This is a genomic window from Colwellia sp. BRX10-3 (assembly GCF_014077505.1).
GTDB lineage: Bacteria > Pseudomonadota > Gammaproteobacteria > Enterobacterales > Alteromonadaceae > Cognaticolwellia.
This window is the reverse complement of record NZ_JACGWA010000005.1, coordinates 82,690-96,503: the sequence shown is the minus strand read 5'-3', so window position 1 is coordinate 96,503 and position 13,814 is coordinate 82,690. Positions and strand designations below refer to the sequence as shown.

Annotated in this window: 14 protein-coding genes; 6 read left to right on the top strand and 8 right to left on the bottom strand. The window is 39.1% G+C overall.

The genetic code is table 11. From position 1 onward, the window contains the following. Positions 1-12 precede the first annotated feature (12 nt). The 3 genes from H4J38_RS09760 to gpmM form a co-directional block, all read right to left on the bottom strand. Entirely contained in the window at positions 13-777 is a 765-nt protein-coding gene (locus H4J38_RS09760) for a divergent polysaccharide deacetylase family protein (protein ID WP_310733464.1), read from the bottom strand. Between the two features lie 100 nt (positions 778-877). After that, the gene (locus H4J38_RS09755; protein WP_220465500.1) at positions 878-2,032 is read right to left on the bottom strand and encodes a murein hydrolase activator EnvC; all 1,155 of its coding nucleotides are present in this window, start codon (positions 2,030-2,032) and stop codon (positions 878-880) included. A 40-nt stretch (positions 2,033-2,072) separates the two neighbouring features. Next, on the bottom strand, positions 2,073-3,614 hold the full coding sequence (gpmM, locus tag H4J38_RS09750; protein ID WP_182131609.1) for a 2,3-bisphosphoglycerate-independent phosphoglycerate mutase: 1,542 nt from the start codon (positions 3,612-3,614) through the stop codon (positions 2,073-2,075). Between the two features lie 275 nt (positions 3,615-3,889). Between gpmM and H4J38_RS09745 the strand changes: the two genes are divergently transcribed. From H4J38_RS09745 to gpsA, 4 genes are all read left to right on the top strand, one after another. Then, positions 3,890-4,315, top strand: coding sequence for a rhodanese-like domain-containing protein (locus H4J38_RS09745; protein ID WP_182131608.1), 426 nt, complete (start codon positions 3,890-3,892; stop codon positions 4,313-4,315). Between the two features lie 24 nt (positions 4,316-4,339). Continuing rightward, on the top strand, positions 4,340-4,600 hold the full coding sequence (gene grxC, locus H4J38_RS09740; protein ID WP_182131607.1) for a glutaredoxin 3: 261 nt from the start codon (positions 4,340-4,342) through the stop codon (positions 4,598-4,600). A 63-nt stretch (positions 4,601-4,663) separates the two neighbouring features. Further along, on the top strand, positions 4,664-5,173 hold the full coding sequence (secB, locus tag H4J38_RS09735) for a protein-export chaperone SecB (RefSeq protein WP_182131606.1): 510 nt from the start codon (positions 4,664-4,666) through the stop codon (positions 5,171-5,173). Between the two features lie 3 nt (positions 5,174-5,176). After that, positions 5,177-6,184, top strand: coding sequence for an NAD(P)H-dependent glycerol-3-phosphate dehydrogenase (gene gpsA, locus H4J38_RS09730; RefSeq protein WP_182131605.1), 1,008 nt, complete (start codon positions 5,177-5,179; stop codon positions 6,182-6,184). A gap of 287 nt (positions 6,185-6,471) precedes the next feature. Here gpsA and trmL read toward each other — a convergent pair whose 3' ends face one another. After that, a complete protein-coding gene (gene trmL / locus H4J38_RS09725) occupies positions 6,472-6,936 on the bottom strand; it encodes a tRNA (uridine(34)/cytosine(34)/5-carboxymethylaminomethyluridine(34)-2'-O)-methyltransferase TrmL (RefSeq protein ID WP_182131604.1) in 465 nt (154 codons plus the stop codon). Positions 6,937-7,026: 90 nt separating this feature from the next. On the opposite strand from trmL, the gene H4J38_RS09720 reads away from it, so the two are divergent. After that, positions 7,027-7,953 carry a cation diffusion facilitator family transporter gene (locus H4J38_RS09720; protein WP_310733463.1) on the top strand — a complete coding sequence of 309 codons (927 nt, stop codon included), beginning with the start codon at positions 7,027-7,029 and terminating at the stop codon, positions 7,951-7,953. A 29-nt stretch (positions 7,954-7,982) separates the two neighbouring features. On the opposite strand, the gene H4J38_RS09715 is transcribed toward H4J38_RS09720, so the two are convergent. Genes H4J38_RS09715 through H4J38_RS09705 form a run of 3 tightly spaced genes read right to left on the bottom strand, consistent with a single transcriptional unit; the run spans position 7,983 to position 11,153 of the window. Further along, positions 7,983-8,993, bottom strand: a complete 1,011-nt coding sequence (locus H4J38_RS09715) for an alpha/beta fold hydrolase (protein ID WP_182131603.1) — start codon at positions 8,991-8,993, stop codon at positions 7,983-7,985. Positions 8,994-9,045: 52 nt separating this feature from the next. Further along, positions 9,046-10,452, bottom strand: coding sequence for an ATP-binding protein (locus H4J38_RS09710; protein ID WP_182131602.1), 1,407 nt, complete (start codon positions 10,450-10,452; stop codon positions 9,046-9,048). Then, the gene (locus H4J38_RS09705) at positions 10,452-11,153 is read right to left on the bottom strand and encodes a response regulator (protein WP_182131601.1); all 702 of its coding nucleotides are present in this window, start codon (positions 11,151-11,153) and stop codon (positions 10,452-10,454) included. Before H4J38_RS09705 ends, H4J38_RS09710 begins: the two co-directional genes overlap by 1 nt. A 193-nt stretch (positions 11,154-11,346) precedes the next feature. On the opposite strand from H4J38_RS09705, the gene H4J38_RS09700 reads away from it, so the two are divergent. Continuing rightward, a complete protein-coding gene (locus H4J38_RS09700; RefSeq protein WP_182131600.1) occupies positions 11,347-11,838 on the top strand; it encodes a Spy/CpxP family protein refolding chaperone in 492 nt (163 codons plus the stop codon). 2 nt (positions 11,839-11,840) lie between these two features. Here the strand turns inward: H4J38_RS09700 and H4J38_RS09695 are convergent, their stop codons facing one another. Beyond that, on the bottom strand, positions 11,841-13,799 hold the full coding sequence (locus H4J38_RS09695) for a M56 family metallopeptidase (protein ID WP_182131599.1): 1,959 nt from the start codon (positions 13,797-13,799) through the stop codon (positions 11,841-11,843). Positions 13,800-13,814 lie beyond the last annotated feature (15 nt).

The following is a 13,814-nucleotide window of genomic DNA, read 5'->3' as shown; positions in this document are numbered from 1 at the left end:
GGCTAAGTTGGCTTAATCTTCAGCCGATATTTGCTGGTTAATTGTTGCCATTTTATTGTTAAGTAATTGAGATATTGGCACTAGCTCGACATTGTTTTTCTTGAGTAATGGCAAAAGTTTGAGTAATGAACGGATTGTTTCAGGATGCGGGTGTGCGATAGCGACAACAGTTTTATAGCGTTTAGCATCGCGTATTAACTGTTTAAATTGTCGACGAATATAATTGTGCTCTAATTTATTATCTAGAAAAATATGGCGATGTAAGCTTGGCACACCAAAACTTATCGCAACTTGTTCCGCTTGGCTAGCGTTGGTGGTTACGCTGTCAACAAACATTAAATTTCGTTCACGCAAAAATTGCATGGTCCAAGCCATGGGTTGATATAACTCGGTAAGTTTACTGCCCATATGGTTGTTTATACCTAAGGCAAAGGGAATTTCAGCAAAGGCATTGCTTAAACTTTCTCGAATGCCGTTTTCGTTCATTGCACTGGTTAGTGCGCCAGGTCCTAGCTTTTTGCCATTTTTTGCTTCCATAGGAATATGCAAAATAACATCTTTATTTTTCGCTTTTGCTTGCAACGCTAGTCTTTTACCATATGGCGTGTGAGGAAGAATGGCATAGCTGATACTTCCAGGTAAATAGAGTGCATGAACATCGCTTTTTCGATAGCCAATATCGTCTATAATAATAGCTACTTGCGCGGGTAGAGCATAAACTAAAACAGGGAAAAGTAAGCTTAATGTAAGCAGGAGTTTTGGCAGTAATCGAAGCACGTTAATTTTTTCTTATTATAAGTCGTTATGTAGAATAGCAGTTCAGATGGTCAAAATCGACTAGTTCAATGCATAATATTAATTGTAATAATAAGCAATACTACTTACACCAGAGTTTAGGGTTGACAGCGATGCCCGTATGCCTAATTTCAAAGTACAGTCCTGAATTAGCTTGACCACCACTTTGGCCTACTAAGGCAATTGGTTCACCTGCTTCAACACGATCACCAACTGATTTAAGTAATGCTTGATTATGGCCATATAAACTCATGTAACCATCACCATGATCAACAACAGTGACTAGCCCATAACCTTTAAGCCAATCTGAGAATAAAATGGTGCCATTGTGAATAGTTTTAACTTCTCGGCCAATCGGTGCTGAAAGAAATACCCCTTTCCATTTTAAGTATCCTTGCTTACTTGAACCAAAACTGTGATTAATTCGCCCTTTAACAGGCCAACTGAGTTTACGTTTTAATTTACTCAAACCGACTAAGTTTTCAACTTCTTTTGCCGCAGCCGCCATTCTTTTCAATAAAGCAACTAATGCTGATTCTTCACGTTCTAACTTAGCTAGTTTTTGTTGTCCGGTAAGTGCCTTTTTATTCAAGGCTATTAATGTTTGTTTTTGTTTGGTTTTTGATAATTCGAGAATTTGCTTTTGCTGGTTTTGGGTTTGCGTTAATTGTGTTAATTGCTCGGCTTGTTGTTGGTATTGTTTGGTTACGTCATTTAATTGAGTAATCGTAGTTTTAAATGCTTCAATTTCTTTAATACGAGCAGCATTGAGGTATTGATAATGTGTAATAGTACGCTGCACGCTACTGGGTTTTTCTTGATTCAGAATTAACTTTATATAGTCGTGATGACCGGTAGAATATGCGGCTCTAAGTTGTTTGGCTAATATGTGTTCTTGTTGTTTTTTGGCAAGTTCAAGTTGCTTTTTTTCAGAGCTTAACTGGGCTAGTTTTTCGCGAGTTGTGACTAAGTCATTAGTCGTGTTTGCTAAATTTTTAGCAATTTTACCGATAGCAAGATCATCAGCTTTTAATTGTTGTTCTAAATCACTAATTTTTACATTAGTGCTTGATAGGTTAAGTTTTTGTTGATTAATGGCTTGTTGAATATCAGTAAGTTGCTGATTTGTTTTTTCATTGTTCTTGGCGTCTGCTTGCGCAACAACATGTAACGAGCAAAACAACAGTATTAGCCCAATAAAAAAAGCATAGCCAGGGGTAAGCCGGCTAAGTTTCAATATTGGGTACCTGATATTCACGTTAAAAATCACGTTATTGTTAATTTAACTTTAATAAGTTACACCCTGTCATTTCTTCGGGTTGAGGCAGGTTCATTAATGATAAAATAGTTGGAGCGATATCGCTGAGCGCGCCGGTTTTTGCCATTTTTGCGTTTCGTCCAAAATAAATTAATGGTACAGGTTCACAAGTATGTGCGGTATGCGCTTGTCCTGATACTGGATCCGTCATTTGTTCTGCGTTACCGTGATCAGCGGTAATTAAACCCTCGCTGCCCGTTTTTTCTAATGCGGTAACTATTCTACCGATACAAGCGTCTACTGCCTCACAGGCTTTTACGGCGGCATCAAAATCACCAGTATGGCCCACCATATCACCATTGGGATAATTACAAACAATAAAATCGTGATCGCCACTTTCAATCGCCGCAACTAACTTATCGGTTAATAGGGTTGAGTTCATTTCTGGCTGCAAGTCATAAGTGGCTACTTGTGGTGAAGGCACTAATATTCGCTCTTCACCTTTAAATGTATCTTCCTTACCACCGCTGAAGAAAAAGGTTACGTGGGCATATTTTTCGGTTTCTGAAATTCGCAGTTGTGTTTTGTCATGCTTTTCTAACCATTCGCCTAATACATTGTTAAGTTTGACCTTGGGAAATGCACATGGCGCATCAATATCAGCGGCATATTCGGTCAGCATGACAAAATCACCGAGTTTAGGTTGTTGCTGGCGTTTAAAGCCTGAAAACTTTGCGTCGGTAAAACAGCGGGTAAATTGGCGTGCACGGTCGGCACGAAAATTCATAAATATCATCGCATCGCCATCATGTACCTGAATAACTTCACCATTGATGTTGGTAATTGCAGAGGCTTTGACAAATTCGTCATTTTCATCACGCTCGTAAGCAGCATGTAAAGCGTCAGTCGCTTTGCTGAATTGGTATTCTGCTTTGCCTGAAACCATTAAATTATAAGCGGATTCAACGCGATCCCAACGCTGGTCTCTATCCATGGCATAATAACGGCCAATAACTGAGGCTACTTGGCCACACCCAAGTTCGGCAAATTTTGCTTGTGCTTTGATTAGTGACGCTTCAGCGCTGCGTGGTGGTGTATCGCGACCGTCTAAAAACGCATGTAAATAAATCGCTTTTGCGCCTTTTTTTGCCGCCATTTCTAACATGGCAAATATATGATCTTCATGGCTATGCACGCCACCAGGAGATAATAGACCAAAAACGTGTATGGCTTTATTGTTGCTTACGGCGTTGTCTACCGCATTAACTAAAGTAGGGTTACTTTGAAACTCTTTATCTTTAATCGCTTTGGTAATGCGAGTGAAGTCTTGATAAACAATACGGCCTGCACCTAAGTTGACATGGCCAACTTCAGAATTACCCATTTGCCCGTCAGGTAAACCCACTGCCATGCCCGATGTTTCAATCAACATATTGGGCTTATTGGCCATTAAGTTATCTAACACTGGGGTATTGGCATGAAAAATAGCATTAGATTCTGTGTTTTCTCTATATCCCCAACCATCTAGAATAATAAGAACGGTAGACTTCTTGTTTGGCATCACGGCTTCCTTTATACGAGCAAAGATAGATAAAAATAATACAAGCAAAGATAAATGAAAATAATTTTCAGCAGCAGTATATCAAGTCACGAAGTGAATATCTTGTGTCTGTTTAGACAAAATGTTTCAGATTTAAGATCAGATTTAAAATCAAAAAGCAGTCATCAGTGCCAAGTTATTTCATTATTGTGTTTTTCTATGAAAAGTTCAGTTTGGGTTTAGTTTATTAGCCTGTATACTGTGGAAAATTTTTAGTTAATTAGAATGTAAAACTTATGGATCAACTTATTACTTTCGCAATGAGCCAGCCTTTGCTTAGCGCTGCTTGGCTAGTTATTGTTTTAATGATTATTGTTATTACGATTAAAATTCAAATGTCGCCTATTAAGCAATTAAGCACACAGCAAATGACTTTTTTAATTAATAGAGAGTCTGGTGTTGTGGTTGATAGCCGCAGCGAGAAAGACTTTAAAGCCGGACATATTGTCGATGCTATACATCTTGGCAATGAAAAAGTCAGTAAAAATGACTTCACTAGTCTTGAAAAACATAAAGATAATCCCATTATTGTAGTATGTAGTGCGGGTATGAGTGCCAGTAAAGTGGCTAGCCAGTTAGCAAAATCGGGCTTTACTCGCGTAAACTTACTAAAAGGTGGAATGAATGCTTGGTCAAGTGCAGGTTTACCTGTAACTAAGTAACATAAACCCCAACAACGGATTATCATGATGGCAGTTGACATATATACTAAAGCGACTTGTTTTTATTGCGTGAGAGCGAAAGCCTTATTTGATGATATGAAGGTTGCTTACAATGAAATAAAAATTGACGGTGATGCACCACTGCGTGAGAAAATGATCATACGTAGCGAGGGCGCTTCAACAGTGCCACAAATATTTATTAACAATGCGCATATTGGCGGTTGTGACGATTTATTTGCATTACATGCTCAAGGAAAATTAGCTTCACTTTTAACCTCTCAGTAAGAGTGAAAAAAACGTACAATTAAATGCCTTAAAAAATGGCATAAATATATAGGAATTAACAACATGGCTGACGAAACTCAAAACGGCGCAGAAGCAACTGCCGAACAACAAGCTCCACAATTTGCTATTCAACGCGTTTACACAAAAGACATCTCATTTGAAACGCCAAATTCACCGGCAATTTTTCAAAAAGATTGGAAGCCAGAAGTTCAGTTAGATATAGATACAAAATCAACTAAACTTGCTGACGATACTTTTGAAGTGATTTTATCACTCACTGTTACCGCTAAAGTTGAAGATCAAACTGCATTTCTAGCTGAAGTTCAGCAAGCGGGTATTTTTACTATTGGTAATCTACCTGAAGCACAATTAGCTCATACTATTGGCGCATTTTGTCCAACCACATTATTCCCATATGCGCGTGAAGCAGTTGCCAACTTGGTTAGCCGTGGTTCATTCCCACAAATTAACTTAGCACCGGTGAACTTTGAAGCCTTATTCGCAAATTATGTGCAACAACGTGCAGCACAAGCGAATGCCGAACAAGCACCAGCAAGCACAGAAACTCACTAGTTTATGAACCCTGACTCTGCCGCCATTTCCGTAGTTGGCGCTGGCTCTTATGGCACAGCGCTGGCGATATGCTTAGCGCGTAATGGCCATAAAACATTGCTTTGGGGGCGTGATAATAATCACGTTGCTGAAATGGAGAGCTCACGGGCTAATGAAAAATATTTACCGGGTAGTAAGTTTCCTGAAGCTTTGGTAGTTAGTGATGATTTAGCAAGCGTAGTTGCCGCCAGTAAAAATATTTTATTAGTTGTGCCTAGCCATGTTTTTGGTGAAATGCTGACGAAAATAAAGCCTTTTCTGAGAGAAGATGCCCGTTTAGTTTGGGCAACTAAAGGTTTAGAACACGATACGGGGCGTTTATTGCAAGATGTAGCACGAGAGATTTTAGGTGATGATATATCGTTAGCTGTACTTTCTGGACCTACTTTTGCAAAAGAAATGGCGGCAGGATTACCAACAGCGATATCTTTATCGTCAACAGATGATGCTTTCGTTGAAGATATATCGAAATTATTGCACTGTGAGCGCACTTTTCGTGTTTACAGTAATAAAGATTTTATTGGTGTGCAATTAGGCGGCGCGGTTAAAAACGTTATTGCGATTGGTGCAGGTATGGCCGATGGTATTGGCTTTGGCGCCAATGCACGAACCGCTTTAATCACTCGTGGCTTAGCGGAAATGACTCGTTTAGGCTGTGCGCTGCATGCAGAACCGTCAACATTTATGGGTATGGCAGGGTTAGGCGATTTAGTCTTAACTTGTACTGATAATCAGTCGCGCAATCGTCGCTTTGGTTTAGCACTAGGTGGTGGCGCTGGTGTTGAGCAAGCCATTGCCGATATTGGTCAAGTGGTAGAGGGTTATCGCAACACCAAAGAAGTTTATATGCTAGCACAGCGAATGGGCGTTGAAATGCCTATTGTTGAGCAGGTTTATCAAGTGCTGTACTGCGGTAAAGACGCCAGATTGGCCGCCGCAGATTTATTGTCGCGTGATCGTAAATTTGAATAGTTTCAGTTAAACAAACTTTGTAAGAAAAGGCATATAAACGTTAAGTTGTATGCCTTTTTTATGTACAGGATGTACGGTATGTCACGTTCACATGGATGTGAATGAGTGAAGATGTACAGGATGTACGGTCAGTTTTTTTGTTCCAGACAAAAACTAAGTACCAACATCCATGTCGGCAATGTCACGATCACATGGCCGTTCCTAGCCATCCATGGCGCCACTGCATTAGTAAATCCGTGTACGTCGATGTGAATGAGTGAAGATGTACAGGATGTACGGTCAGCTGGTTAAACTGAATTTTCAAAACCTAATTGTCGCCATGCTTCATAAACAATAACGGCAGTAGCGTTCGATAAGTTCATACTTCTACTGTCTTTTAGCATCGGGATCCTGATTTTGTCTTGATCGGGAATTTGTTGTCTTACATCTTCGGGTAAGCCGCCCGTTTCAGAGCCAAATAAAAGATAATCACCCGACTGAAAGTTTACATCACCATAATAACCGGTAGATTTTGTAGTTACCGCTAATACACGCTTAGGTTGTTCAGTCTCAATAAAGCTTTGATAGTTTGCATGTCGTTTAAGCGCTGCAAATTCATGGTAATCTAATCCCGCTCTGCGCAATTTTTTATCTTCTAAATCAAAACCAAGTGGTTCAATTAGGTGCAATCTAAAGCCAGTATTAGCACATAGGCGAATAATATTGCCAGTGTTGGGAGGAATTTGCGGTTGAAATAAAACGACATCTAACATATCAAGTGCTTAATAAATTGTATAATAAGATGGTATTATACCGTGCTTGTAGCGAATGCTTAAGCTAATATTTTTCATTAGGAGGGCCGTGTGCAGGCTAACAAGATAGATTCAAACCAATATGCTGACTTAGTTAGGCTAGCGTCATTTGCAGCAACAGCAACCGCATTTACTTTAGTCGTGTTGAAGCTCTACGCTTTTTTTGTTACTGATGCTAGTTCTATGCTGGCTTCTGCCACTGACTCGATTTTAGATTTATTTGCCTCAATTATGAATGTGGTGATTTTACGCTTCGCCTTAGCCCCTGCCGATAAAGAGCATAAGTTTGGCCACGGTAAAGCGGAAAGTTTAGCTGGATTAGTGCAAGCCGCATTTGTTTTGGGTTCGGCATTGTTGTTAGTGTTTAATGGTGTTGACCGCATTATTAATCCGCAGCAAGTCGTGCGAACCGAAGTCGGTATTGGGGTGTCAATTATCGCTATTGTTATGACCTTGATGTTAGTAATGTTACAAAAATATGTTATTAACCGCACAAAGTCTGTCGCGATTAGTGCTGATGCGTTGCATTATCAATCTGATTTAATTCTCAATTTAGGCGTGCTTGCTGCGCTATTTTTAAGTCAAGGTTATTGGTTGCAAGCAGATGGATTTTTTACTGTTGCTGTAGGTATATTTTTGTTAATTGGTGCAGGTAAAATAATCTGGACCAGTGTCCATCAATTAATGGATCATGAACTTACCCCAGAAGAGCTTACTATTATAAAGAAAATTGTCTTGGCACATGAAGGTACGCATGGTTTACATGAGTTAAGAACACGACAAGCAGGGCCTGATCGTTTTATTCAATTTCACTTAGAATTAGATGGTGATTTGTCTTTGTTAGAGGCTCACACTATTGGCGAGGCTATTGAAGTTGAAATTATTGCAGCGTTAGCACCGTGTGAGGTTTTTATTCATCATGACCCTTTGTCAGCGGCCAATCATCAAGAGTCAACGGATGAAATAAAACCAGTTTAATTACTAAGCTAAGCGCAATTTAAATATAGCTATCGATGTTGCTCAAACCAGGCGATGGTATTATCTATCGCGATATCTCGGTATTGATCTAATTCGAAAAAAAGCTCGTGGTAGGCGCCAGATATGATAACCGGTTTCCCATCAGGGCAAGCTCTGCTATTAACATTATTTAGCTGCTGGCAAAAAACTTGCTGAGCATTATTGTCAACAATGTGCTCACTTCCTGCTTGTAACATTTGTATAGGCAGCGACAATTTTTCTATATCAAGTAATAGGTTGTCTGAATTTAAAATAGCCTGCTCAAGCCAGTTAAATGTTACACCGCCAAGTTTTAGCTCTGGTTGTGCGTGATATAAAGATTGAAAATGTTTAAAACGTGGCTCTGAATGCATTAACCGGTTTTCAGCAAATGAACTTACATTTACATCACTTTGCCCAAAAAAATACCATGGTGTTTTAGACAGCCAGCGGTTTATTGTCGAGCCCGTTTTTATTAATGCTTTTGCTAGCCAATTTGGCGCGCCACCACTTGATATGGCTATCATGGGCGAACTTAAGGTGAGTGCTTTGATATTATTTGGATAAAGTTGCAAATATCGTAAGGCAATTGCGCCGCCCATAGAATGTGCAAGCATGAAAGCGCCTTGCTTATGTTGCGGATATTGCGCGGGTAACACCAGGTTGAGTAATTGATGTAAATCTTGAGCGTAATGGTCAAATTTAACCACATGCCCTTGTAAGCGGTTAGGCGTGAAACGCGCAGAAAGTCCTTGCCCACGATGATCTATAATAACGCTATCATACCCTTGACTGTCTAGATCAAAAGCTAACTCTTGATATTTGAGGTAACTTTCTGAGCGGCCAGGCACAATAACAATGTAAGGCGTTTCTGGGCGTTTAAAATTAGTCGCATAGGCGATACTGATATTGTCATCTGTGGTGAATGAAGTTTGAACTACAGTTTGCCAAAAGGTTGCAATAGCAGCGATTTTTTCTGATGTAAGCGCTCGCTTACTCTCTAATTTTTTTGCGTTAGCCATTGCTGATATTCCTAATAATACCCAAATAAAGAAAACTAGCTGATAAAATTTTTTATGATTCATTAACACTATTTTTACTGATCTCTAACGGTAACTCAATGGTAACCGTGAGGCCATTCTCACTATTATTTTGAGCACTAATGTTGCCATTATGCGCAACAATAGCTTGTTTGGCTATGGCCATACCTAATCCCGTACCACCTGTCGTGCGTTCACGCGACTGTGCCACTCGATAAAAGGCTTCAAATAACTTAGGTAAGTCATTCGCTGGAACACCACTACCCGTATCCATAATATTGATCACGAAATGGCTATTGGTTTTGATTAAATACACTTTTACTTGCTGGTTTTTATGACTATATTTTATCGCGTTAATCAAAATATTATTGATGGCACTGGATAATAAGTTTGCATCAGCCTGCAGTAGTGCTGTTTCTGGATATTCAAAGGCAATGGTAATGGACTTTTCATTGGCGATATATTGTGCGTCTTCAATACAAAGGGTTAATAGTTGTTTAAGATCGACCGTCATCAATTCCATTTGGCTAATGGTGTTTTCCATTCGAGATAACGATAATACATTTGAGATCATCTCATCGAGCCTAGCGACCTCAAGTTCACATCGTTGTAAATGCTTGTGTAATAAGTCTTCACTTATATTGTTTTGTTGTGCAAGTCCTAGGGCGATTTGTAACCGGGTCATCGGTGATCGCAATTCATGAGAAACGTCTGCCATGAGTCGTTGATGCGAACCAATATTTTGTTCTAGCTTTTCAGCCATTAAGTTAAAGCTTACCGCACATGCACCAATTTCATCATTGCGTTGTGCTATTAAGGGGATGCGCGCGGTAAATTCACCATCACCAAAACGTGCTGCAGCTTTTTGCATAGCGATTAATGGCTTGGTTAATGAGCGAGTGAGTAACCAGAGTAAAATAGAACTGATAATGACCGGAATAGCCAAACGTAGCCACGTGGGAATACGATGTATAATACTGCCAAAAGGAGGTTTTCGGTCACGGCTTGCAAGAAATAACTGGTAAGGAGTACCTGCAACATTAATCGCTAGCGGCCCTGTCATTCTGTAGAATTCAAACTTAACCGTCGTCAGGCTTTCTAGGTTATTTTCGGTTAAAAATTTTTGTAAACTGACTATTTGCCATTTTTCTGAAGCAAGTACTTCATTAGTTGTCACATTTTTTAAGAGTAATTCTCGGCCTTCTCTTTTCGGCAACATTGACAGCACTTTTTGCACACTAGTTGCAGGGTTACGTTTGATTTGGCGGCTAATTCGCTCTATTTTAGCCATATCAGCATGATGAGTAGGAGCAATAAAACTTTTTGTTCTAAATTGCTCCGACACCAACCTAGTGGCGCCAATGGTTAAAATAACAATTAACCAAAAACAGATAAATAGCTTAGCGCCAATTGAAGAAAATTTACCGGTAACTCTCAACATTAACTTAATTCACCAGCCAAGAAAATATAACCAGCACCACGAATAGTTTTAAGTTTGTCGCTTGGGCTAAAAGGTAATAGTTTACGCCTTATATTACTGACATGCATATCGATACTACGGTCAAAAGCACTTAACTTACGTTTTAATACCCGTTCAGATATTTCACTTTTACTGACAATTCCCCCTGGTTTTGACATCAAGTGTTCAATAATTTGATATTCAGTACCGGTAAGTTCGATGTGTTGGTTGTGACAACTCACTTGGCGGGTAGCATGGTTAAGTTTTACGCCGTTAACTTGTAACGCAGACGTTTGCTCTTTACTGTTTTTTACAATGTCTATGCGGCGAAGAATGGCGTTAATACGGGCCAGCAATTCACGATGTTGAAAGGGCTTTGGTAAATAGTCATCAGCCCCAAGTTCTAGGCCTAATATTCGCGAGGCGTTATCACCTTTAGCGGTCAGCATTAATATGGGCGTTTTGTGATTGCCTCCTAATGCCTTTAGTACTTCGAAGCCGGTTAAGCCTGGCATCATCACATCTAATAAAATCAGTGAGATTTTGTCATCATAGGCTTTCTCTAATCCTATGATACCGTCATAGCAGCATACTAATTCAAAACCTTCTGTAGCAAGATAATCAGACAATAACTCAGCAAGTTCTTTGTCATCGTCTATCAATAGAAGTTTATGTTTTTTCATTGTTGCTCTCGCTAATAACTAGAGTTGAGTAATGAGTACTAATAACCATGAGATCATTTAACTGGTTTGATTAGCATTATAATAACGCATAAATTAATGACTAATGGCTATCTTTACAAAACATTTACGTTGGTTTGCGTTTCCTTTCGTTGCACAAATTATACTGATGGTGAATTAATTGAGGAACAAAACTATGAAAATACAAAAACTTTATTCAACTATAAAGCCATATGCTGCAATAAGTTTATTTGTGCTTGGTATCAGTAGTCTTAGTGCTAATGTAAATGCTATGGCCGATAAAAGTGAAAACCATCACTCATACATCAGTCATGAAAATGGTGGTGGTGTTGATAAACAAGATAAAAAGATGAAAAAGCATTTGCATCGCTTAGCGAAAAAATTAGATTTAACGTCAGAGCAGCGCAGTGAAATTAAGGAGATTTTTACTCATATGAAAGAAGATAGACAGGCGCATAAAGCCGCTCTTTCTGGCTTTAAAGAAGAAGTTAAATCATTACTGCAAGCAAGCCAATTTGATGAAAATAAGTTTAATGCACTTTACATACAATATCAGCCAAACTTTCAACAAGCGATTATGGAAAAGGCAAAAGCTCGCCATGGCGTTATGCAAGTATTAACACCAGAACAGCAAGAAAAATATTTATCGATGCGAAAAAATCGCTGAGTTTATTTTAAAAGACTAAAGGAGAATATTTTAGACATTTTGCTTTCTACCGCTCGACCATTTTTCTTGGCAGGTAGAAAGCGCCACTTTTCCATTGCGTTACGAATGGTATTTCGGAAGTAGCTAGCTTTACTTACAGATTCAAATTGAATGTCTTTTACTAAGCCATTTCTATCGATATTAAACTCCACCATGATCTCTAACTCTATCCCTTTTCTTTTTGCCGAAGCAGGATATTTAGGTTCAATTGAGTCTAATAGCCTCGCAGCAACAGTATTAGCTTGTAAACTCTTATGTTCAACTACACTATTGCTGAGCTTTTTTGGACTAAAAAGTGTGTTTCTTAACTGTGCATTGTTATCAGCCTGTTCTTGGTAGCTAAGACCATATTGCGTCCTGTTTAAAACAGCTATTGGCGTGTTTTTGGCGATGATAGGTTCATTTGATAATGCGTTAATTTGTTGCTTATATGGGTTTGCTGTTGCTGACTTACTTTTTGAGTCAGTGCGTTCAAATGCTAATTGAGAAATCGATTTGGTTTTAGCTATTGTAGGGTATTGGTTAGTTTGTATAGCCTCTTTTAATGCTACGTTTTGTTGTGCAATATTATTTTTATTGCTTGAGTTTGTGCTAACAAATGGCAACTCGTTGTAATAAGGCGTTGCTGGATTTTTGTTAATACTATTAGACTTATCTACCGATTTTTTTGCAATAACTTTACGACTTTCGATAATCGCTTGAGGCGAGTTTATTGTTTTTTTCAGTGCCGATACTTCGCTAGCACTTGAGTTGTCTATGGCTAATAAACGGCTAGCAATTGAGGTGTTAGTCTTTGCTTGTTCAAATGCTAAAGGTATATGTGTTATTGCACTTTTACTGAGTACGGTGGCAGAGTTATGTAATGAAATACTCCCTGACTGCAGATCAATAACCGGCAAGGTGAGTGAGTATTTCGAGAACAGGAAAATAATGGTCAGCAAAATGGTAAAAGAAGCGAGCCATTTTCCTGAGTCAGTAGTTTTGGTGCAGTGTTGTTGATTGTCTAACAGACGAACCACGCGTTGCTTTAAATCGCCACCGGAAGCGGCCATTGCCATACTTGGAATGGTGTGATGGCGATGTTTTTCGCACAAAGATGCGGTATCTGCCAAGGTGTGCGCATAAGCAAGCGAACTGCCACAATGTTGCACAGCAATATCATCGCTACAATATTCTCTTTCGTTACGCATTTGTTTTGAAACCCAACTGACTGCCGGATGAAAAAACAGTAATATTTCGACAAGAGTTTGTAAAAAGTTGACTAAGTAATCATGACGTCGAATATGTGCTAACTCATGCAGCAATAACATATCTAATTGTTGAGGGGTTAATCCCGACAACATACTAAAGGGTACAAGTACCACAGGTTTTAACCAACCAATAGCCATAGGAACATCGGTTTTGCTAGAAAGTAACAATACTACTTTTCTCGACAAGCCGACCTTAGATATCAGCGCATCAAAACGCTTTTGTAGTGCAATATCAACGGCAGTGCAGCCTTGCAACGGCAGTTTGTTAACATTGTACAACTCTATGATTAACTTAAGCGCGAGCACGCTAACAATAGCAAGCCAAGCCATAGTCACTAGCGGTAAAAATTCTAACCATTCCATATACCAAGCATTTGCTTGTATTTGCTCTAAATAAAAGTTTTGGTCGAGTAAAGGTAAGGCTTGAGCAAAGTTCGTCGCTTGACGATAACCGCTATCGTAAACAAGAAAGAAAGTAATAGTAGGTAAAATTAGATTGGCAAGCATTGCCATAGCGCTTAATGCGTAGCGTAGTTGAGATTTTTGATGGGAAATTAGCGATAGTAAAGCTTTTAATACCACTGCAATTAGAACTCCTTGCCATAGAAAATGGATAAGAGTTATGGCTAAAGCAGCTAATAACGGACTATTTATTAAGCTTTCCTGAGACATGCCTATGTAAATTCC

Excerpts from the sequence above, each read along its gene's own strand:
- gpmM (WP_182131609.1), bottom strand. The coding sequence starts at position 3,614 with ATGCCAAACAAGAAGTCTACCGTTCTTATTATTCTAGATGGTTGGGGA.
- H4J38_RS09745 (WP_182131608.1), top strand. The coding sequence starts at position 3,890 with ATGGATCAACTTATTACTTTCGCAATGAGCCAGCCTTTGCTTAGCGCT.
- grxC (WP_182131607.1), top strand. The coding sequence starts at position 4,340 with ATGATGGCAGTTGACATATATACTAAAGCGACTTGTTTTTATTGCGTG.
- secB (WP_182131606.1), top strand. The coding sequence starts at position 4,664 with ATGGCTGACGAAACTCAAAACGGCGCAGAAGCAACTGCCGAACAACAA.
- gpsA (WP_182131605.1), top strand. The coding sequence starts at position 5,177 with ATGAACCCTGACTCTGCCGCCATTTCCGTAGTTGGCGCTGGCTCTTAT.
- trmL (WP_182131604.1), bottom strand. The coding sequence starts at position 6,936 with ATGTTAGATGTCGTTTTATTTCAACCGCAAATTCCTCCCAACACTGGC.
- H4J38_RS09715 (WP_182131603.1), bottom strand. The coding sequence starts at position 8,993 with ATGGCTAACGCAAAAAAATTAGAGAGTAAGCGAGCGCTTACATCAGAA.
- H4J38_RS09710 (WP_182131602.1), bottom strand. The coding sequence starts at position 10,452 with ATGTTGAGAGTTACCGGTAAATTTTCTTCAATTGGCGCTAAGCTATTT.
- H4J38_RS09705 (WP_182131601.1), bottom strand. The coding sequence starts at position 11,153 with ATGAAAAAACATAAACTTCTATTGATAGACGATGACAAAGAACTTGCT.
- H4J38_RS09700 (WP_182131600.1), top strand. The coding sequence starts at position 11,347 with ATGAAAATACAAAAACTTTATTCAACTATAAAGCCATATGCTGCAATA.
- H4J38_RS09695 (WP_182131599.1), bottom strand. The coding sequence starts at position 13,799 with ATGTCTCAGGAAAGCTTAATAAATAGTCCGTTATTAGCTGCTTTAGCC.